The sequence below is a fragment of the Pseudogemmobacter faecipullorum genome (assembly GCF_020539525.1).
GTDB lineage: Bacteria > Pseudomonadota > Alphaproteobacteria > Rhodobacterales > Rhodobacteraceae > Pseudogemmobacter > Pseudogemmobacter faecipullorum.
In genome coordinates, this window is record NZ_JACDXX010000016.1 from 67,621 (window position 1) to 86,188 (window position 18,568).

Consider the following 18,568-nt stretch of genomic DNA (forward strand, 5'->3'; position numbering starts at 1 on the left):
AAAGCTTTTCAGGACGCCTCAGCCGGGCTGCGACCCCTGGTCCGGCCCCTCTGCCGGGGTCTCGCGTCCGGGCAGATCTTTGGGCAAGGCAGGGGCGCGGATCCGGCCAAGGAACTTCAGCGGTCCTGCTATCAATGCCTTGCCGAGCGGGTTCTGCGCAAGCTTTGCTTTGGTTTTCTCAAACTGCATCACGCCTTCGATGCGCCGGTCGAGAAAGTCGCGCGTTGCCTGGTGGTCCGGGCTGTCATCGCCAAGCCAGTAGAGCACGGTCGCGCCATAGACCGCCGAAAGCGTGGCCCGTTTGGTGTACCAGTTCACATCCTCAGAGGTGTCGCCAAGCGCGCACCAGATCGCATCCGCCGTGCCCCAGAGCGCCTTGGAGCCCTGGGCGGCGTTCTGGGGCAGGGCCAGAAGCGTGGTGCCGCGCTGTACCGCCTCGCGCTCGGCCAGGCTCAGGCGCAGCATCACCGCCCGGGCGATGCGGTCGCGAAACCGCAGGGCGCTGAGATCCTCGGCCGCCAGCTGGCGCATCATCTGCCGGTCGCCACGCTGATGATAGGCCAAAGCCAGATCAAGGCCGCCGCGCGGGAAAAGCGCGCGCGCAAGGCCGGGTTCCAGCCCCGAATCAGCCAGCGCTGCCTGAAATGTCGCCTCAGACCAGCCATCAAAGGCGACATGGTTCAGCGCAGCATCCAGCAGCTTTTCCCGAAGTTCAGCGGCTTGCATCTCCGGCTCCTTCCCTTGCAAAGGTGGACAGACCCCTTCCCCTCTGGTATTGGGCGCGAGCCTGCACATCAACATGTGCAACTCTAGCTTAGGAAGGTGGTGACAACCACATGCAGGTCAGCGTTCGTGACAATAACGTCGAACAGGCACTCCGTGCTCTGAAGAAGAAGCTGCAGCGCGAAGGCGTTTTCCGTGAAATGAAGCTTAAGCAACATTTCGAGAAACCGTCGGTTAAGAAAGCCCGTGAGCAAGCTGAAGCGATCCGCCGTGCGCGTAAACTCGCGCGCAAGAAGGCGCAGCGCGAAGGCGCGCTCTGAGTTTTCTGCTGTAAAGCAGTTTCCAGGCGTTCTTTTGAACACTGGGGCCCTTCGCCGGGCCCGAATTCGGTCAACCCCCGTCCCGCAAGGCCGGGGGTTTTCCTTTTTCTGCCACCCGGCCCGCCGGGATCAGGCGGGCCGGGTGGCAGTCCGGTTCAGACGGGTTTCGATTTCAGCTCGGTCAGAATGGCCTGCAGCAGCTCGGCCTCGGTCGGCGCGGCGGGGGCGGCAGGGGCCTCTTCGGCCTTTTTCCGGCCGATCCCCGCCATGCGGTTCACGCCCTTGACCAGCAGGAAGACCACCCAGGCAATGATCAGGAATTTGATCACAGCATTGATGAAGCTGCCATATCTGAACTGAGCATCGCCAAGGCCAAAGCTGAGGCCCGAGAAATCAATGCCGCCGATGATCAGGCCGATCAGCGGATTGACGAGGTCGTCAACCAGCGAGGTGACGATGGCGGTGAAGGCGGCGCCGATGATGATACCGACCGCCATGTCGAGCACATTGCCGCGGGCAATGAAAGTCTTGAATTCATTGAGCATAATTGCCGTTCCTTGTTTTACCGGTCTGTGCCGGTCCTGTCCCTTATTCATCTCGCGAAAGCGTAGCGTGAATATTGCATAAAAGATGGCCCTTTCTAACGGGGTATTTTCACCTATCTGTTGTCTTTGCACCCGAGGGAGAAGCCGATGCGCCATCTTGCCGATTTTCCGATCACCCGCCGCTGGCCGGCAGCAAATCCCGATGTGATCCAGCTCTATTCGCTGGCCACGCCAAACGGGGTGAAAATCTCGCTGATGCTCGAGGAGAGCGGGCTGCCCTATGAGGCGCATTACGTTGATTTCGGCAGCAATGATCAGCTGAGCCCGGAATTTCTGTCGCTGAACCCCAATAATAAAATTCCGGCGATCATCGATCCAAAGGGGCCGGGCGGTCAGCCTCTGGCCCTGTTTGAGAGCGGGGCGATCCTGCTCTATCTAGCGGAAAAGAGCGGGAAATTTCTGCCCGAGGCCAGTCGCTGGCAGGTGGTGCAATGGCTGATGTGGCAGATGGGGGGGCTTGGTCCGATGCTGGGTCAGCTGGGATATTTCCACACATTCGCCGGCAAAGAAATTGAGGATCCGCGCCCGAAAGAGCGTTTCCGGGCCGAGGCCGAGCGGCTGCTGAAAGTGCTCGACGGGGCGCTGGCGGGTAAAGACTGGGTGGCCGGGGAATATAGCATTGCCGATATGGCGATCGGCCCCTGGCTGAACACGCTGACCGGTTTTTACAAAGCGGCCGATCTGGCGGGCTGGCAGCAGCTGCAGCATGTTCCGGCCTATCTTGAGCGGTTTCTCGCCCGCCCGGCGGTGCAGCGCGCGCTGAAAATTCCGGCTAAACCCTGAGCCAGGCCGCGTGCGGGCAGCTTTTGCTGCCCGCCTGTCAGCCCCGGATCAGCAGGGCGTTTTCCAGCCGTCGATCACCCGGATCGCCTCTTCGGCGGTTTCGACTATGGCGAAAAGCTGCAGATCCTCGGGGCTGATCACCCCGGCTTCGGCCAGCTGATCCCAGTTGACCACCTTCTCCCACCAGTCCTTGCCAAAGAGGATGAAGGGGATCGATTTCATCCGCCCGGTCTGGATCAGGGTCAGGCTTTCAAACAGCTCATCCATGGTGCCAAAGCCGCCCGGGAAGACCACCACTGCCGCCGCGCGCATCAGAAAATGCATTTTGCGGATGGCGAAATAGTGGAAGTTGAAACACAGATCCGGGGTTACCCAGGCATTCGGCGCCTGTTCATGCGGCAAGACAATGTTCAGCCCGACCGACTGGCCACCGGCATCTGCGGCGCCACGATTGCCCGCCTCCATCACGCCCGGGCCGCCGCCGGTCACGATCACCCATTTGCGGCCATAGCTTTCCAGGCTGCGTTCGGTCATCAGCTGGGCGAAACGGCGCGCCTCGTCATAATAGGGCGAAAGATCGGCCAGGGCGCTGGTTTTCGCGCTGTCGCGCTTTGCCGGCTCCGGGATCCGCGCGCCGCCGAACAGGACCACCGTGGTCTCAATGCCGCGCTCATCCATGATCATCTGCGGCTTGAGCAGTTCCAGCTGCAGCCGGATCGGGCGCAGCTCTTCGCGGGTCATGAAATCCTGGTCGGTGAAGGCCAGACGATAGGCCGGTGCCCGGGTCTGCTGGGTGTCCGGGATCCGGTCAGCGCTGGCGGCATCCTGCGAGCTGTCACGAAACGGATGGCTGCGCGGTTCGTCCTTCATACTTTGTCTCCGATTGCGTGATACAGGCTCAGGTCTTATAGCCGACAGACCCGAAGGAAACACGTCCGGAGATTGAGCTATGTCGAATGCCGCGCTGGAAACCGCAATCGAAGCTGCCTGGGAGGCACGCGAGTCCATCACCTCTGCCACGAAGGGCGAGCAGCGGGATGCGATCGAGGCCACGCTGGAGGCGCTCGATAAAGGCACACTGCGGGTGGCGGAACGCCGTGAGAATGGCGACTGGCATGTGAATCAATGGGCGAAGAAAGCCGTTCTGCTCGGCTTCCGGATCAAAGATATGGAAATCCACGAAGGCGGCCCCCAGGGCGGCACCTGGTGGGATAAGGTGGACAGCAAGTTCAAAGGCTGGGGTGAGGCCGAGTGGAAGTCTGCCGGTTTCCGCGCCGTGCCGAATTGTGTCGTGCGCCGCTCGGCCTATATTGCACCCGGCGCGGTGCTGATGCCCTCCTTCGTGAACCTCGGCGCTTATGTCGGCGAGGGCACCATGGTCGACACCTGGGCCACCGTCGGCTCCTGCGCCCAGATCGGTAAGAATGTGCATCTTTCGGGCGGCGTCGGCATCGGCGGCGTGCTGGAGCCGATGCAGGCCGGTCCGACCATCATCGAGGATAACTGCTTCATCGGCGCGCGTTCGGAAGTGGTCGAGGGCTGCATCGTGCGCGAGGGCTCGGTCCTCGGCATGGGTGTGTTCATCGGCAAATCGACCAAGATCGTTGACCGTGAAACCGGCGAAGTGATGTATGGCGAAGTGCCGGCCGGTTCGGTCGTGGTCGCAGGCTCGCTGCCGTCGAAAAATGGCGTGAACCTCTATGCGGCGGTGATCGTGAAGCGCGTCGATGCACAGACCCGCTCGAAAACCTCGATCAATGAGCTGCTGCGCGACTGATCGGACAGACCCGGGCCGGGGCGAAAGCGCCGGCCTTTTCTCAGGGGCGTGACATGAGTGAAGATGTAAAACCGGCGAAAGAGCCGAAGGAAAAACGCCCGCAGCAGGTCTATACCCTGGTGGTTGAGGTTGGCCGCAAAGAAGGTGACGGCCTGCCGGCGAAAGCCACCGGCGCGGCGCTGATGTGCTATTCTTCGGGCGTTGATGAGGCGGAAGCCGTCCGCGAAACCGTGGCCATTCTGAAAGAGGCCGATCTGTCGCCGCTTGAGGTTCAGGGTCTTGGCACGCTGGAAGAGCGGCAGAAGGCGGGCGATGAGATCGGCGAAGAGGAAATTGAGCTGATGGAGCGCGCGCTCGAGGAAAACTCGGTGATTGTCGCGCAGATGACGCCTTTCTACGACTGATCCGCCGGAAGCCGGGGCGCGCGGGTGCCCCGGTTGGTGGGGGTTGCTGCTCATCTGATGAAAACGCCCCTGTCCGGGGCGTTTTTTGTTCAGCGCAAAGCCCGGCCCTTTTGGATCGCATCGGCGCCAAAGCGGGCGCGGATCGCATCGGTGGCGGCCTCGGCCCTGGCGCGTTTCACCGCATCAGGATCGAGCAGATCGGGGCTGCGGTCGGCATCGGCCCCGGGGCAGAGATCAGCGAGGCCGCAGCCGATCAGCCGCAAGGGCCCCTTTGTCTCGGCCCGCTCCAGCATATCGCGCGCGGCGCGATAGATCCGGTCGGCAAGCTGGGTCGGATCGGAGAGCGCCTGGCGCCGGGTGACGGTCTGGAAATCGCCCTTTTTCAGCTTCAGCGTGACGGTCTGTCCGGCCAGCTCTTTGGCTTTGGCGCGGTCTGAAACCTGCACCGCCAGCCGCCAGAGCTGGCCGTCGAGCAGATCTCTGTCACTGGTATCCTTGTCGAAAGTGGTCTCTTTCGAGATGCTCTTCAGCGCGCTGTCGCGGGCGACGGGGCGGTGATCCTCGCCTCGCGCCAGATGCCAGAGCCGGCTGCCCTGCTGGCCAAAGCGCGCGCTCAGATCGGTGATATTCCAGCGTAGCAGGTCGCGGATCTTGCGGATCCCGGCCGCTTCCAGCGCCGCTTTGCTGGCGGTGCCGACGCCAGGAATGATGCCGACCGGCTTATCCTCCAGGAAGACCGGGGTTTCGCTGCGGCCGATCACCGAGAATCCCCGTGGCTTGTCGAGATCAGAGGCGATTTTGGCCAGAAATTTATTATGCGACAGCCCGATCGAGCCGGTCACCCCCAGCTCATCCTCCATCCGTTTTGTCAGCCGCGCCAGCAGCACCGCGGGCGGGGCGCCATGCAGCCGCGCCGTGCCGGTCAGATCGAGAAACGCCTCGTCCAGCGACAGCGGTTCGATCAGCGGTGTCAGCTCCTCCATCATGGCGCGGATCTGGCGCGAGACTTCGGCATAATGGCTGATCCGGGGCCGCACCACCACCGCCTCGGGGCAGAGCCGCATCGCCTCAAACATCGGCATGGCAGAGCGGACGCCCTTAATACGTGCGAGATAACAACAGGTTGAGACAACCCCCCTGGTGCCGCCTCCGACAATCAGCGGCTGGTCCCGCAGTGCCGGATTGTCGCGTTTCTCGACGCTGGCATAAAAGGCATCGCAATCCATATGGGCGATCGAAAGGCTTTCCAGCTCGGGATGGGCCAGCACGCGCGGCGAGCGGCAGGCCGGGCAGCGGCTGCCCCCGGGGAAGCATTTCAGACAATCTCGGCACAGGCTGGGCATGATCGGCAGAGGATAACCCGGTTGCGGCAATTCGCACAGGGGGGAAGAGAAAACCTCTGTCCTTCATGGACACTGGCCGGGATCACGTGTATGAGGCGCGCTGGCCTGTCTGCTCCGGGCCGTGACCGGGAGGGGTCGCGGCGGTGCTTCTGGGCCTTTTTTCAATGGCTCAAAACGGTGGGCAACTGGCCCCCGGACAGGATAAAATAATGACGATCGACACTCTCGCTGGCCCGCTTCAGGCGGCCCTGGCGGCCAAAGGCTATTCGCAGCTGACCCCGGTTCAGGAAGCCGTTCTGGCGCCGGAACTTGACGGGCGCGATATGCTGGTCTCGGCGCAGACCGGCTCGGGTAAAACCGTGGCTTTCGGTCTGGCGATGTCGCCCCAGGTGATGGGCGGGATCGACAATTTCCTGCCGGCCGACAAGCCGATGGCGCTGATCATTGCCCCGACCCGCGAACTGGCACTGCAGGTTCAGCGCGAGCTGGTCTGGCTCTATGAAGGCGCGGTAGTCGCCTCCTGCGTCGGTGGCATGGATTACCGCACCGAAAAGCGCGCGCTGGATCGCGGTGCCCATATCGTTGTCGGCACCCCGGGCCGTCTGCGCGACCACGTTGAGCGCCGCTCGCTCGATCTGTCGGAACTGGCGGTTGTCGTGCTCGACGAAGCCGATGAAATGCTGGACATGGGCTTTGCCGATGATCTGGAATTCCTGCTGGGCAGCGCCCCGGAAGAGAAGCGCGTCCTGATGTTCTCGGCCACGGTTCCGCGTGAGATCGCGAAACTGGCAGAAACCTATCAGCGCGATGCCCGCCGGGTTGAAGTCAAGTCGACCGCCAGCCAGCATGCTGATATTGAATATAAGGCAATCTCGGTTTCGAACCGCGATAAAGAGCCGGCGATCTTTAACGTGCTGCGCTGGTATGATGCGCGCTGCGCCATCGTTTTCGTCAAGACCCGGGCCAATGTGAATCATCTGCATGCGCGTATGGTGAACCGTGGTTTCCCGGTGGTGGCGCTTTCGGGTGAACTGTCGCAGTCTGAGCGTCTGCATGCGCTGCAGGCTTTGCGCGATGGCCGGGCCCGCGTCTGTATCGCAACCGATGTGGCTGCACGCGGCATCGACCTGCCGGGACTCGACCTCGTGATCCATGCCGATCTGCCGTCGAATTCGGAAACTCTGCTGCACCGCTCGGGCCGGACCGGCCGCGCGGGCAATAAAGGTACCTCAGTTCTGGTGGTGCCGCAGGCCGAGTTCCGCAAGGCAAACCGCCTGCTGCAGGGCGCCAAGCTGGTGGCAGAATGGGGCAAGGCCCCGGGCGCGGATGAGGTGCAGAGCCGTGAGGATGAGCGCCTGATCTCGGATCCGTCGCTGCTGGAAGGTATGGGCGAAGACACCGCAATCGCCGCGAACCTGCTTGAAGCGCATAGCAGCGAAGCGATTGCTGCGGCTTTCGTTCGTCTGTGGCGCGCCAAGCGCTCGGCCCCGGAAGAGCTGGCCGAAGATCTGCCGCCGCCGGCACCGCTGCCGCCGCGTGAGCGTGGCGAGTTCGGGGCCTCGGTCTGGTATAAACTGTCGGTCGGTCATGAAGGCCGCGCCGAAGCCCGCTGGCTCTTGCCGAAAATCTGCGAGGCCGGTGGCATTGCAAAAGACGGCATCGGCGCGATCCGGGTGCAGCAGAATGTGACCTTCGTGCAGATCGCCGAACAGCTGGCGAGCCGCTTTAAGGAAGTGACCGAGATCGAGCCGGGTCTGACCATGGAGCGTCAGGCTGAGGCGCCGGAATTCGGACCGAAAGGCCGTGTTGCAGGCGATGCGCCGCGCAAGCCCTATGCCCGTCGCGAAGAGGGTGACGCCCCGCGCAAGCCCTATGCCCGCCGTGAAGAGGGCGATGCTCCGCGCAAGCCCTATGCCCGCCGCGACGAGGGTGACGCCCCGCGCAAGCCCTGGGCTGGCCGTGATGAAGGGGATGCGCCGCGCAAGCCCTATGTCCGCCGCGAAGAGGGCGATGCACCGCGCAAGCCCTGGGCTGGCCGTGATGAGGGCGATGCGCCGCGCAAACCCTATGCCCGTCGTGAAGAGGGTGACGCACCGCGTAAGCCCTATGCCCGCCGCGAAGACAGCGATGCACCGCGTCGTTCGTTTGAGCGTCGTGACGGCGATGCGCCCTCCAAGCCGCGCTGGACGCCCACCGATGGCGAGCGCCCGATGCGTGACGACCGTCCGGCCAAGCCTGGGCCCCGTTCGGCCGGTTTCAAATCGCATGGCGGCAGCCCGGAGCGTCCGGCCCGGTCGAGCGGTTTCAAATCGCATGGCGAGGGCAATTTCGACCGCAAGCCGCGCGGTGAGGGTGGTGCCGAAGGCCGTCCCTTCGCCAAGCGGGAAGGCGGCAAATTCGACGGCCCGCGTCCGGCTGGCTCGAAACCCTTCGGGGCCAAGCCTTTCGGAGCCAAGCCTGCCGCGCCGCGTGGCGATGCCAAAGACACCTCCAAGCGCTTCGTGCCGCCGAAAGGCCCGCGTAAGTGATCTTCCTGCAAGGGAAAGACTGACAAGAGATCAGGGGCGCGCCGCAGGGCGCGCCCTTTTTCACTGGCTTTTGCCGCTCGGGCGGTTCGATGGCCGGGGCAGGGGCAAGCCGCGATCGGCCAGGGCTTCGGCCGGGTCGCGCCGGTCCGAGGCTGCCGCCTCGCGGTAGGCCTCCAGCTCGGCGGCATTGATCTCGCCGAGATTATAGAGCGACATTGCAGCGGCATAGCGGGCCCGGCCGCTGCCTTTGGGCCCGGTCGGGGTGCTCAGCTCTGCCCAGGCCTCGGTGCGGCTCATCCTGCCTCCTCGCGCCGGGCCAGGCGCTCGCCCCGCAGACGACGCTTTTCTGCCCTCGACATCAGCCAGCCGGCAATGACCACGCAGATCCCGACCACCAGGATGATCAGCGTGGCCAGAGCATTGATATCGGGGGTGACGCCGAGCTTCACTTTGGACCAGATCAGCAACGGCAGGGTGGTTGAGCCCGGGCCGGTGGTGAAAGAGGTGATCACCACATCATCAAGGGAAATGGTAAAGGCCAGCAGCCAGCCCGAGAGCAGCGCCGGAGAGATCACCGGCAAAGTCACATCCCGCAGCACCTGCCAGGGCCTTGCGCCCAGATCCATCGCCGCCTCTTCAATCGCGCGGTCCATCGACCGCATCCGCGAATGCACCACGGTGGTCACGAAAACCATTGAAAAGGTGATATGGGCGAGAGTGACGGTGGTAAAACCACGACTGCCCGGCCAGCCGGTCCATTGCCCCAGCATGATGAAGAACATCAGCAGCGAAATGCCGGTGATCACTTCGGGCATGATCAGCGGCCCGGTGACGAGGCCAGAGAAGAGAGGGCGGCCGCGGAACTTGCGAAACCGCGCCAGGGCGATCCCGGCCATGGTGCCGAGCAGGGTGGCGACCGTGGCCGAGATCAGCGCAATCTTCAGCGACAGCCAGAGCGCGCCCATCACCTGGCGGTTGCTCAAGAGCGAGCTGTACCATTTGGTGGAAAACCCGCCCCAGACCGTGGCGAGGCGGCTTTCATTGAAAGAATAGAAAATCATCGACAGGATGGGGATGTAGAAAAAGGCAAAGCCAAAGCAGAGCATGGTGATCAGGAAGGTCGGGCTGCGTTTCATGTCCGGCCCTCTGCTTCCTCGCCCGCGGCTTCGGCTTTTTGCTGATAGCGGCTGTAGAGCATGGTTGGCCCGACCATCAGCACCAGCAGGACCACGGCAATGGTCGAGGCCATGGGCCAGTCGCGCACCTGGGCAAATTCATCCGAGATCAGGCGCCCGATCATCGGCGAGGCCGGGTTGCCGACCAGGGTCGGGATCACCATCTCGCCCGCCGCCGGGATAAAGACCAGCATGGCCCCGGCGATGATGCCCGGCACGCTCTGCGGCAAAGTCACATCGCGAAACACCTGCGAGGGGCGCGAGCCCAGATCCATCGCCGCCTCATCGAGCAGCGGATCCAGCCGCTCGAGACTGGCATAGAGCGGCAGGATCATGAAGGGAAGATAGGTGTAAACCGTGACCAGGATCACCGCGAAATTCGAATGCATCATCGGGATCGATTGCATCGCCCAGGAGCCGGGAGTGAGGAAATTCCAGGCATCGGTCAGCATACCGTTGAACCAGGAATTGCGCCCCATCAGCCCCATCCAGGCGTAGACCCTGAGCAGGAATGAGGTCCAGAACGGCAAGATCACCAGCATCAGCAGAATATTGCGCCAGGAGCGCGACACCCGGGTCAGAGCAAGGGCCATCGGATATCCGATCAGCAGGCAGAAAAAGGTGGCGATGGCGGCATTGCTCAGCGAGGTGATGAAGGCGCGCAGATAGAGCGGATCGCCGATCAGCCGCAGATAGCCGCGCGGGTTCATCACCGGATGCTCACCGCCAAAGCTGAAGGGCGGGGCGGTGGGGGTCTGGGTGGCGAAGCTCATCGCCAGCACGATCAGGAAGGGCAGCAGGAAAAACACGACCAGCCAGGCATAGGGAATGGCGATCAGCAGATCGCGCCAGCCCCGGCTGTGAAACCAGGCAGTGAGGGGTTTCATCGGCATCACTCCGTCAGCAGGATGGCCGAGCCCGGCTCAAACGAGAGCCAGACCTCGTCATCCCAGTCAGCCGGACGCCCCGCCTCTCCGGCGCGGCGCGCATTGACCGCATGAACCGAGAGCAGCGCGCCAGAGGCGAGACTGACCCGGTAGAGGCTGTCCTTGCCGAAATAGGCGAGATCCTTCACCTGGCCGGGGATGACATTGACGCCCTCAGGCCGGGTTTTTGAGATCGCAATTTTTTCGGGCCGCAAAGCAAGGGTGACTTCCTGCCCCTCGCGCAGCCCCGGGGTGGCGCGGGCGGTGAAACTGCCGCCAAATTCCGCGACCTCAACCTCGGCCTGATCGCCCGCCACCCGCAGGACGCGGGCGGTGAATGATGAGATGGCGCCGATAAAGCCCGCGACAAAACGCGAATTGGGATATTCGTAAATCTCGGTCGGGGCGCCCACCTGGCGCACCACACCTTTATCCATCACCGCGATCCGGTCGGCGAGGGTCATTGCCTCTTCCTGGTCATGGGTCACGACAATGAAGGTCACGCCGGTGCGCTGCTGGATCGACATCAGTTCAAACTGGGTATGTTCGCGCAGCTTCTTATCCAGCGCCGCCAGCGGCTCATCGAGCAGCAGCAGCTTGGGCTGCCGGGCCAGAGCCCGGGCCAGCGCCACCCTCTGGCGCTGCCCTCCCGAGATCTGATGCGGTTTGCGGCTGGCGAAAGGCGTCAGCTGCACGAGATCGAGCATTTCTTCTACCCGGGCCTCACGCGCTGCCCGCGTCATTTTTTCGTGTTTCAGCCCATAGCCCACATTCTGGGCCACGCTCATATGCGGGAAGAGGGCATAGGACTGGAACATCATATGCACCGGCCGCTCCCAGGGGGGGGTATCAACCATATCCTGGCCATCGATAAAGATCCTGCCGCGGGTCGGGCTTTCAAACCCGGCCAGCATACGCAGCAAAGTGGTTTTGCCGCAGCCTGAACCGCCGAGCAGGGCGAAGATCTCGCCCCGGTCGATGGTCAGGTTCACATCGCGCAATGCCTCAAACTGGCCAAAGCTTTCGCCGACGCCTTCGATACGGATGAACGGGGCGGTAAGGTCCTGCATGAGCGGAATTCCTGCCTCAGCCGCCCGCCTTGACGGTCTGCCAGCTGCGGTTCAGCGCCCGTTCCTGCTCATCGCTCAGCGGAACCGTGGTAAACAGGCGCGACATGGTTTCCGCATCGGGATAGACTGCCGGATCGCCGGAAATTTCGGGATCGAGCAGCGGTGTGGCGGCGGCATTGGCATTGGCATAGCCGGTAAAGCTGGTGCAGTCGGCAATCACCTCGGGGCGCAGCAGGTAATTCATGAAAATATGCGCGTTTTCGACATTTGCCGCATCGGAGGGCACGGCCCAGAGGTCAAACCAGGCCGGCGCGCCGCTTTTCGGAACGAAATAGGCCAGTTCCAGATCAATCCCGGCCTCGGCCGCCCGGCTGCGGGCCACCGAATAATCCCCCGACCAGGTGCCGGCCATGCACAGCTCGCCATTGGGGATTGCATTGAGGTAATTGCTGTTGTCGAAAGCCGAGATATAGGGGCGGACCCGGGCCATCATTTCCGCCATTTTATCATAATCGGCGGGCGTGGCATCGGCCGGATCGATGCCCATATATTTCAGCACGATAAAGCCAAAATCGGTCGGGCTGTCGAGCAGGCTGATGCCGCAATCGGCCAGGGCCGAGGCGAATTCCGGCTTCATCAGCAGATCAAGGCTGGTGGGATCGGCATCGGGCAGACGTTCGCGCAGCATCTTCATATTATAGGTCAGACCGACCGAGCCCCACATATAGGGCACGCCATATTCATGGCCGGGATCGTAATAGGCGATCTTCTTCAGGATTTCCGGATCGAGATTATGCCAGTTGCTCAGCTTGCTGCGGTCGATCTTCTGATAGACGCCGGCCCGGATCAGACGTGGCAGCGACAGACCCGACTGCAGCACCACATCATAGCCGGTCTGGCCCAGCATCATCTTGGCCTCGATCTCCTCCGTGCTGGAATAGGGGTCATAGACCACGCTGATCCCGGTCTCGGCCTCAAAATCCGCGAGGGTGGTTTCGCCGATATAATCGGCCCAGTTGGTGACATGAACCGCACCAGAGGCGCGGGCGCGGCTGACAAAGGGGGCTGAGAGTACCATTGCGGAAACGGTGGTAAGGGCCTGGCGTCGGGTCAGCTTCATATCCTATCTCCCTGAGTCTTTTGTTTTATAAATTGCCTTTGAAACCTGTCTCTCGTCGGCTCAGCCTAAGGCCGGGCCAGAGTCTGGCAAGCCAGTTCTTTGTTCAGCGCCCGGATTTCTGCGGCGTCAGGGGCCTCGTTGCGCTGCATGACCGGCAGAAGGGCGCGCAGCTGATCGTGATGCCGGCGCAGCCCATATTCGAGATCGGAGAGGTGGAAGCCCTCAAAATGCCCGGAACGCATTGATTCATTGGACCAGATCGACAGCTGCTGATCCTCGGCCGAGGTCTCGCGGTCAATTCTCTGCGCCAGATAGCGCGCGACCCGGGTCTGGCGGTCTTCCTGAGCCAGCCGGTATTGCCGGCCGGTCAGCCGGGTCTGGCCGGGGGAAAGCGGCAGGTCCTGGTAGAATTGCGCGCTTTCGGGGGTGAAGGCGATCACCGTATTCGGGAAAAGCCCGTAATAGGCCCAGTTGCGGCGCAGATGCGGCGGCAGGTCTGCCCTGAGCGGCGAATGCTTGACGTAATTGCGCACCGACCAGCCCCGGCCGGGCCGGTCGCCGTAAAAGCCGTAGCTGATATGCAGGCCGTCGGGCAGGTAGATGTCGCGGTAATCCCGGCCATAAAGGTCCTGCAGCCCGGGATGGGCGAGGGCCACATGATAGCCTTCATTGTCGACATCGCGCACTGATTTCCAGTTTACCGGCAGATCATTGCTCCAGCTCACCACATTGAGCGGCTGCAGCCTTTCGCTCTGCCAGGCGGCAAATTCCGCCGCATAGGGGGCCAGCCATTCGGCAACCGATGGCTGCGGGCCGGGGCGGAAACGCAGGAACAGGAAGCCGCCGAAGATTTCCAGCTCCAGCGGCTTCAGCGCGAAAGCGGCCTTGTCGATCCCTTCGCCAAAGGTTTCGGGCCGGGCCACGCCGCGCAGGGTGCCGTCAAAATTATAGACCCAGCCATGGAAGGGGCAGATCAGCGCGCTGCGGCACTGGCCCTGGCTGCCCTCGACCACCCGCGCCCCGCGGTGGCGGCAGAGGTTCATGAAGGCGCGGATCACCCCGTCCTGGCCGCGGATGATCACCGCACGCTCGTCAAGCAGATCAAAGCCCAGCCAGTCACCGGCAGCGGGCAGGTCCGAGATATGGCCCACGACCTGCCAGTGGCGCAAAAATACCTCTTCGCGCTCGAGGGCGAAAAGCTCGGCCGAGTGATAGCACCAGGCCGGCAGACCTCTGCGGTCCCAGTTTTCGGGCACCGGATCAGATGTAAAGGGCAGGGTCATGGCAGCACCTCCTTGATCAGTTTGCCGGTTCTGGCACGCGGCCAGCGGTGAACATTATGGGCGCCGCGCCTCACCAGCGGGCGGGCGGCGTCGCACGACGGCGCTCGGGGGCAAAGAAGGGGCGGGCGGTCCTCGCCACTTTCAGCATCAGCTTGTGATACTGCAGCTCGCGCTGCGCATAGATCTCGACCCAGAGGTCGCGGCAGTCGGCATAGCGGCTTTCGACATGGGCGATGGCGATATTGCGCTTGAGCGTCGGCGACCAGCAGGCGGCGGTGATAAAGCCCACCTCGCGCTTTTTGCTCTGGTAGAGGATGGCCCCCTCGGCGCTGATATTGCCCGGGATCTCCAGCCCGACCAGCGCCCAGGCCGAACTGTGGTTCTGCTTTTCTGCCTGCAGCGCCCGCCGTCCGGTGAAATGCCCCTTCTCCCAGGCGATCATCCAGCCCAGCCCCAGCTCAAAGGGCGAACGGGCGCGATCTTCGCGCAGCGCCTGCTGCACCGGGATGAAATCAAGGCCGGTGGTCAGAAAACCGGCTTCGGTCCGCGCCAGCATCACCGCCTCGCCGCCGATCGGGGTCAGGCCATAAAGCGCGCCCGCCTGCATCAGATGATCCCAGAGCGGCAGGGCCAGCGCGGGGGGCAGCCAGAGCTCATAGCCCAGATCGCCGGTAAAGCCGGTACGCGAGATTGCGATCTCGCCGCCTCCGAACTCAAAGCTGGCCTGGCGGAACGGCTTCAGCGCTCTGACATCAAAGCCAGCCTGGTCCAGCACGGTTGCCGAAACCGGCCCTTGCAGCGCGAGGGCGGCCAGATCTTCGCTCTCATCCCGGATCGTCACCGCAAAGCCGAAAGCGCTGTCGAGCAGCCAGGGCAGGTGCCGCTCCTGGCAGCACAGGCGGAAATCAGCCTCGCCGAGGCGGAACAGGGTGCCATCATCCATCAGCTTGCCCTGGTCGTCACACCAGGCGGTGTACTGCACCTGGCCCGGGGCCAGCGCCCCGGCATCACGCAGGGTCAGGCGGTTGAGATAAGCCACCGCATCCGGGCCAGTGATGCGGTATTTGATCATGGGCGAGATATCATACAGCGTCGCGGTGTTGCGGATCGCGGTATGCTCGATCGCGGCATCGCCGAAACAGCCTGCGGCCAGATATCCGGCCCAGGCCCCCCAGTTCTGCTGCCGGTTCAGCGGCGCGAGGCGCGGATGGAAGGGCGTTTGCAGCAGCGGGGTCTGAAAATGTGTCAGCGCGGTCATGCTGGTACTCCGGAGGCAAAGCCCGGTTTGCTGGCAAGCAGGGCCTCGGCAGCATTATAGCCCGCCGCGCCGGACATGCCGCCAGGATGGGTGCCGGCTCCGGTCAGCCAGAGGCCGCAGAGCGGTGTGGCATAGCGCGACAAAGCCGCAACGGGGCGGTTAAACAGCATCTGTTCGACCGACAGTTCCCCATGATGCCAGGAGCCGCCTGCCATGCCATATTGCCGGGCAATGTCCCAGGGCATCAGCATATCGGCCCGGGTGATCAGGGCCCTGATCCCGGGCGCGGCCTCTTCCAGGCGGTTCAGGCTGGCCTCAAGCAGGGCCGCGCGGGCTGCCTCCTCTCCGGCCTTCGGGACCGAGGGCGCGAACTGCACATTGGCCGACAGGAGCTGCGGCCCGGTTTCACGGGCAAAGGCGGTGGGGATCAGCACTTCCATCACCGGGCGCGCCGGGGTTTCGCCGTATTTCACCGGGTTGAAGGCGCGCTCGATTTCATCCGGGCTGTCGGCGAGCAACAGGCGGCTGCGCAGATCGGCTCCGCGGAAACCGGGCGGGGCGCTCAGCGCCAGATGCAGCTTTGCGGTGGCGCCACGGGCTTTGTGATGGCGCAGCCGGGTGATCAGACCGGTGTCGAACTGCGCCGCGCCGGTCAGATCCAGCAAAGTGGCCTTCGGGCCAATGGCCGAGATCACCACGCGGGCCGGCAGGGTCTCGCCGCTTTCCAGCAAAACGCCGCTCACCTGATCGCTTTCGGTCAGGATCCGGGCCACACGCGCCTTGCTGCGCAGGTCTACCCCGGCTGCTGCGCAGGCGCGCTGCATGGCCGAGGCAAAGGCAGGCAGGCCGCCCTCGGGCAGCGCCGGGCCATCTGCGGCCCCGGCCAGCCGGTCCAGCAGCAGGATCAGCGTATTGGGCGAGCGCGGCCCGGCCCAGGCCCCCAGCACGCCGTCAAAGCAAAGCGCGGCCTGCAGCGCAGGGTCGCTCAGCTCGTCCTGGGCCAGGTCATAGACATTGATCAGCAAAAGCCGGAGCAATTCGCGAAACTCTCTGGTGCCAAGCGCCCGGATGCCAAAGAAATGCCGGATCAGCGCCGGCCAGGCATTGCCCCTGGCCTGCAGGCGCGGCGGGGCCATGCGCCGGAAAGGTTCGAGCGCGGCGGCATAGCGGCTGAGGCGCTGGTGCAAAAGCGCCCAGGCCCCGGCATCGGGCCCGGTGGTTTTCGCGCCCTCGATCCTCAGCGCTCTGCCCTGCGACAGCACAATGGTCGGCAGAGCCCGGGCGGCCCATCTCAGCCCGTGTTTTTCCAGGGCCATCTCTTTCACCACTCTGGGGTCGGGATGCCAGCAAAGATGCGCCAGCGAGGGGGTGAGGCCGGGGGCGAGTTCGGGCAGAGCCCGCGCCCCGCCGCCAAAACTTTCGGCCGCCTCGAGCAGCGTGACTTTGCGGCCTTTGCGGGCGAGGCGATGCGCGCAGGCAAGGCCGTTCGGCCCGCCGCCGATCACGATCACGCTGCGATCCGGCTCAGAGGACGGGCCAGGCATCGCTCATCTCCTTTCGCGACAATTGCGCTTCGCGCAGAATTTCACGCGCGGCATTGCGGCCCGGCGCCCCCATCACCCCGCCCCCGGGATGGGTCGAGGAGCCGCAGATCCACAGATCGCGCAGAGGCGTGCGGTAATTGGCATAGCCGGGCACGGGGCGGTTAAAGAGCAGCTGATCAAAGGTCAGCTCGCCCTGGAAAATATTGCCCTCGGTCAGCCCGACCTCGGCCTCCAGCTCGCGCGGGGTGCGGATCTCGACATGGCGCACCAGGGATTTAAAGCCCGGGGCATAGCGCTCAATCTGATCAAGGCAGGTCTGGCCAAAGGCGTCGCGGTCGGCGTCTGTCCAGTCGCGCCCCTCAATCTTTGGCGGGGCATATTGCACGAAACAGGACATGAAATGCTGGCCCGGCGGGGTCATGGTCGGATCGATCAGGGTCGGGATCATCACATCCTGGAACGGATCACGGCTGAAGCGGCCGTCCTTCCAGTCATCATAGGCGCGCTCCATCCGCTCGATACTGTCGGTGAAATGCAGATCGCCTTTCAGCATCGGCGCCCCTTCGGGAAGGGCGGTGAATTTCGGCACCCCGTCCAGCGCGATATTGAGCTTGCCGGATGAGCCACGGGTTTTGAATTTTTTTACCGAGGCGAGATAATCCCCCGGCAGCTCGCGCTCGGCCACATGCTTCAGCATGGTGCGCTTCACATCCATGTTCGAGATGACGCGGCTGGCCCGGATCTCCTCGCCATTTTCGAGCACAGCGCCGATGGCCCGGCCGTTCTGCACCAGGACCTCTGCCACACCCGCCCCGGTGCGGATCTCGCCGCCCGAGGCCTTCAGCGAGGCGGCAAGGGCCTTTGTGATCGAGCCCATGCCGCCGCGCGCATAGCCCCAGGCGCCGATATTGCCATCCACATCGCCCATATAATGATGCAGCAGCACATAGGCCGAGCCTGGCGACATCGGCCCCAGCGCTGTGCCGATAATGGCCGAGACCGCCAGATAGGCCTTGATCACCGGGTTTTCGAAATAATGATCGAGATAATCCGAGATCGACATGGTCCAGAACCGCACCATATCGGCGATCTGCGCCTCGCTCAGGCCAGAGACCTGTTTGCCGAGGTAAAGCAGCTCGGCCAGATCGCGCGGGCGGAAACGGGCCGGATCGGGCGGGGTGCGCAAAAGCAGTGGCCGGATAAAACGGCAGTAGCGCAGCACATCGCGGGAATAGAGATCATAGGCCTCGGCATCGCGTTTTGAATGGCGGGCGAATTCGCGGCGGTTGGCCTCATGGTCGCGAAACATCGCCAGATAGCCGCCATCCTGCTGCAGCACCGCGCCGCCCTCATAGGGCAGGATCTGCAGCCCGTAGCGGGGCAGCTCAAGGTCGCGCATGATCTCGGGGCGAAACAGCGAGGCGACGTAAGAGCAGTTGGAATAGGTGAAACCTTCGCTCAGTTCACGTGAAACCGCCGCGCCACCCACCCAGGGGTTTTTCTCGGCCACCAGCACCCGCATCCCGGCCCGGGCCAGATAGCAGGCGGTGACGAGGCCATTATGCCCCGCGCCAAGGATCAGCGCATCATATGCCCGGGCATCACTCATCTCCGGGCCTCATCCGGCTGCTGCTGCACCTGGCGGGTGTCGGGGGGCTGCAGCCAGACCCTGCGAGAGCGGTGAAAGGGGGCTGCGCCTGAGCCTGACC

The 18,568-nt window shown here is 63.5% G+C and carries 18 protein-coding genes; 5 read left to right on the forward strand and 13 right to left on the reverse strand.

Annotated elements, in window-relative coordinates; genetic code table 11:
* Window positions 1–18: 18 nt before the first annotated feature.
* Window positions 19–726 carry a COQ9 family protein gene (locus tag H0485_RS15845; RefSeq protein WP_226936923.1) on the reverse strand — a complete coding sequence of 236 codons (708 nt, stop codon included), beginning with the start codon at window positions 724–726 and terminating at the stop codon, window positions 19–21.
* A 110-nt stretch (window positions 727–836) separates the two neighbouring features.
* Here H0485_RS15845 and rpsU point away from each other — a divergent pair, with 110 nt between their 5' ends.
* Window positions 837–1,043 carry a 30S ribosomal protein S21 gene (gene rpsU / locus H0485_RS15850; protein ID WP_082400860.1) on the forward strand — a complete coding sequence of 69 codons (207 nt, stop codon included), beginning with the start codon at window positions 837–839 and terminating at the stop codon, window positions 1,041–1,043.
* Window positions 1,044–1,198: 155 nt separating this feature from the next.
* Here rpsU and mscL read toward each other — a convergent pair whose 3' ends face one another.
* On the reverse strand, window positions 1,199–1,588 hold the full coding sequence (gene mscL / locus H0485_RS15855) for a large conductance mechanosensitive channel protein MscL (protein WP_226936924.1): 390 nt from the start codon (window positions 1,586–1,588) through the stop codon (window positions 1,199–1,201).
* A gap of 147 nt (window positions 1,589–1,735) precedes the next feature.
* Between mscL and H0485_RS15860 the strand changes: the two genes are divergently transcribed.
* Window positions 1,736–2,431 carry a glutathione S-transferase N-terminal domain-containing protein gene (locus tag H0485_RS15860; protein ID WP_226936925.1) on the forward strand — a complete coding sequence of 232 codons (696 nt, stop codon included), beginning with the start codon at window positions 1,736–1,738 and terminating at the stop codon, window positions 2,429–2,431.
* 48 nt (window positions 2,432–2,479) lie between these two features.
* Here H0485_RS15860 and H0485_RS15865 read toward each other — a convergent pair whose 3' ends face one another.
* Complete coding sequence (locus H0485_RS15865; protein ID WP_226936926.1) at window positions 2,480–3,301, reverse strand: LOG family protein; 822 nt, start codon at window positions 3,299–3,301, stop codon at window positions 2,480–2,482.
* A 79-nt stretch (window positions 3,302–3,380) separates the two neighbouring features.
* Between H0485_RS15865 and dapD the strand changes: the two genes are divergently transcribed.
* Together dapD and H0485_RS15875 are read left to right on the forward strand one after the other, a co-directional pair.
* Window positions 3,381–4,208 carry a 2,3,4,5-tetrahydropyridine-2,6-dicarboxylate N-succinyltransferase gene (gene dapD, locus H0485_RS15870; RefSeq protein WP_226936927.1) on the forward strand — a complete coding sequence of 276 codons (828 nt, stop codon included), beginning with the start codon at window positions 3,381–3,383 and terminating at the stop codon, window positions 4,206–4,208.
* Window positions 4,209–4,261: 53 nt separating this feature from the next.
* A complete protein-coding gene (locus tag H0485_RS15875) occupies window positions 4,262–4,612 on the forward strand; it encodes a DUF8846 family protein (RefSeq protein WP_226936928.1) in 351 nt (116 codons plus the stop codon).
* A gap of 89 nt (window positions 4,613–4,701) precedes the next feature.
* On the opposite strand, the gene H0485_RS15880 is transcribed toward H0485_RS15875, so the two are convergent.
* Entirely contained in the window at window positions 4,702–5,955 is a 1,254-nt protein-coding gene (locus H0485_RS15880; RefSeq protein WP_226936929.1) for a DNA polymerase IV, read from the reverse strand.
* A gap of 209 nt (window positions 5,956–6,164) precedes the next feature.
* Between H0485_RS15880 and H0485_RS15885 the strand changes: the two genes are divergently transcribed.
* Window positions 6,165–8,483 (forward strand): DEAD/DEAH box helicase, encoded by a 2,319-nt coding sequence (locus H0485_RS15885; RefSeq protein ID WP_226936930.1) that lies wholly within the window; start codon window positions 6,165–6,167, stop codon window positions 8,481–8,483.
* A gap of 60 nt (window positions 8,484–8,543) precedes the next feature.
* Here the strand turns inward: H0485_RS15885 and H0485_RS15890 are convergent, their stop codons facing one another.
* The 9 genes from H0485_RS15890 to H0485_RS15930 form a co-directional block, all read right to left on the reverse strand.
* Window positions 8,544–8,780 carry a hypothetical protein gene (locus H0485_RS15890; RefSeq protein ID WP_226936931.1) on the reverse strand — a complete coding sequence of 79 codons (237 nt, stop codon included), beginning with the start codon at window positions 8,778–8,780 and terminating at the stop codon, window positions 8,544–8,546.
* On the reverse strand, window positions 8,777–9,619 hold the full coding sequence (locus H0485_RS15895) for an ABC transporter permease subunit (RefSeq protein WP_226936932.1): 843 nt from the start codon (window positions 9,617–9,619) through the stop codon (window positions 8,777–8,779). The genes H0485_RS15890 and H0485_RS15895 overlap by 4 nt, the downstream gene beginning before the upstream one ends.
* Window positions 9,616–10,545: an ABC transporter permease gene (locus H0485_RS15900; RefSeq protein ID WP_226936933.1), complete on the reverse strand. Its 930-nt coding sequence runs from the start codon at window positions 10,543–10,545 to the stop codon at window positions 9,616–9,618. The genes H0485_RS15895 and H0485_RS15900 overlap by 4 nt, the downstream gene beginning before the upstream one ends.
* A 5-nt stretch (window positions 10,546–10,550) precedes the next feature.
* Window positions 10,551–11,654, reverse strand: coding sequence for an ABC transporter ATP-binding protein (locus H0485_RS15905; protein WP_226936934.1), 1,104 nt, complete (start codon window positions 11,652–11,654; stop codon window positions 10,551–10,553).
* Window positions 11,655–11,670: 16 nt separating this feature from the next.
* Window positions 11,671–12,774, reverse strand: a complete 1,104-nt coding sequence (locus H0485_RS15910; RefSeq protein WP_226936935.1) for a polyamine ABC transporter substrate-binding protein — start codon at window positions 12,772–12,774, stop codon at window positions 11,671–11,673.
* A gap of 65 nt (window positions 12,775–12,839) precedes the next feature.
* Window positions 12,840–14,057 (reverse strand): aromatic ring-hydroxylating oxygenase subunit alpha, encoded by a 1,218-nt coding sequence (locus H0485_RS15915; protein WP_226936936.1) that lies wholly within the window; start codon window positions 14,055–14,057, stop codon window positions 12,840–12,842.
* A gap of 70 nt (window positions 14,058–14,127) precedes the next feature.
* A complete protein-coding gene (locus tag H0485_RS15920) occupies window positions 14,128–15,315 on the reverse strand; it encodes an aminomethyl transferase family protein (protein WP_226936937.1) in 1,188 nt (395 codons plus the stop codon).
* On the reverse strand, window positions 15,312–16,859 hold the full coding sequence (locus H0485_RS15925; RefSeq protein WP_226936938.1) for a phytoene desaturase family protein: 1,548 nt from the start codon (window positions 16,857–16,859) through the stop codon (window positions 15,312–15,314). The genes H0485_RS15920 and H0485_RS15925 overlap by 4 nt, the downstream gene beginning before the upstream one ends.
* Window positions 16,840–18,468 (reverse strand): phytoene desaturase family protein, encoded by a 1,629-nt coding sequence (locus H0485_RS15930; RefSeq protein ID WP_226936939.1) that lies wholly within the window; start codon window positions 18,466–18,468, stop codon window positions 16,840–16,842. Before H0485_RS15930 ends, H0485_RS15925 begins: the two co-directional genes overlap by 20 nt.
* Between the last annotated feature and the right edge of the window lie 100 nt (window positions 18,469–18,568).

Excerpts from the sequence above, each read along its gene's own strand:
- H0485_RS15885 (WP_226936930.1), top strand. The coding sequence starts at position 6,165 with ATGACGATCGACACTCTCGCTGGCCCGCTTCAGGCGGCCCTGGCGGCC.
- H0485_RS15880 (WP_226936929.1), bottom strand. The coding sequence starts at position 5,955 with ATGCCCAGCCTGTGCCGAGATTGTCTGAAATGCTTCCCCGGGGGCAGC.
- rpsU (WP_082400860.1), top strand. The coding sequence starts at position 837 with ATGCAGGTCAGCGTTCGTGACAATAACGTCGAACAGGCACTCCGTGCT.
- H0485_RS15930 (WP_226936939.1), bottom strand. The coding sequence starts at position 18,468 with ATGAGTGATGCCCGGGCATATGATGCGCTGATCCTTGGCGCGGGGCAT.
- H0485_RS15895 (WP_226936932.1), bottom strand. The coding sequence starts at position 9,619 with ATGAAACGCAGCCCGACCTTCCTGATCACCATGCTCTGCTTTGGCTTT.
- H0485_RS15890 (WP_226936931.1), bottom strand. The coding sequence starts at position 8,780 with ATGAGCCGCACCGAGGCCTGGGCAGAGCTGAGCACCCCGACCGGGCCC.
- H0485_RS15860 (WP_226936925.1), top strand. The coding sequence starts at position 1,736 with ATGCGCCATCTTGCCGATTTTCCGATCACCCGCCGCTGGCCGGCAGCA.
- H0485_RS15915 (WP_226936936.1), bottom strand. The coding sequence starts at position 14,057 with ATGACCCTGCCCTTTACATCTGATCCGGTGCCCGAAAACTGGGACCGC.
- H0485_RS15865 (WP_226936926.1), bottom strand. The coding sequence starts at position 3,301 with ATGAAGGACGAACCGCGCAGCCATCCGTTTCGTGACAGCTCGCAGGAT.
- H0485_RS15875 (WP_226936928.1), top strand. The coding sequence starts at position 4,262 with ATGAGTGAAGATGTAAAACCGGCGAAAGAGCCGAAGGAAAAACGCCCG.
- H0485_RS15900 (WP_226936933.1), bottom strand. The coding sequence starts at position 10,545 with ATGAAACCCCTCACTGCCTGGTTTCACAGCCGGGGCTGGCGCGATCTG.
- H0485_RS15910 (WP_226936935.1), bottom strand. The coding sequence starts at position 12,774 with ATGAAGCTGACCCGACGCCAGGCCCTTACCACCGTTTCCGCAATGGTA.
- H0485_RS15905 (WP_226936934.1), bottom strand. The coding sequence starts at position 11,654 with ATGCAGGACCTTACCGCCCCGTTCATCCGTATCGAAGGCGTCGGCGAA.
- H0485_RS15920 (WP_226936937.1), bottom strand. The coding sequence starts at position 15,315 with ATGACCGCGCTGACACATTTTCAGACCCCGCTGCTGCAAACGCCCTTC.
- H0485_RS15845 (WP_226936923.1), bottom strand. The coding sequence starts at position 726 with ATGCAAGCCGCTGAACTTCGGGAAAAGCTGCTGGATGCTGCGCTGAAC.
- dapD (WP_226936927.1), top strand. The coding sequence starts at position 3,381 with ATGTCGAATGCCGCGCTGGAAACCGCAATCGAAGCTGCCTGGGAGGCA.
- mscL (WP_226936924.1), bottom strand. The coding sequence starts at position 1,588 with ATGCTCAATGAATTCAAGACTTTCATTGCCCGCGGCAATGTGCTCGAC.
- H0485_RS15925 (WP_226936938.1), bottom strand. The coding sequence starts at position 16,859 with ATGCCTGGCCCGTCCTCTGAGCCGGATCGCAGCGTGATCGTGATCGGC.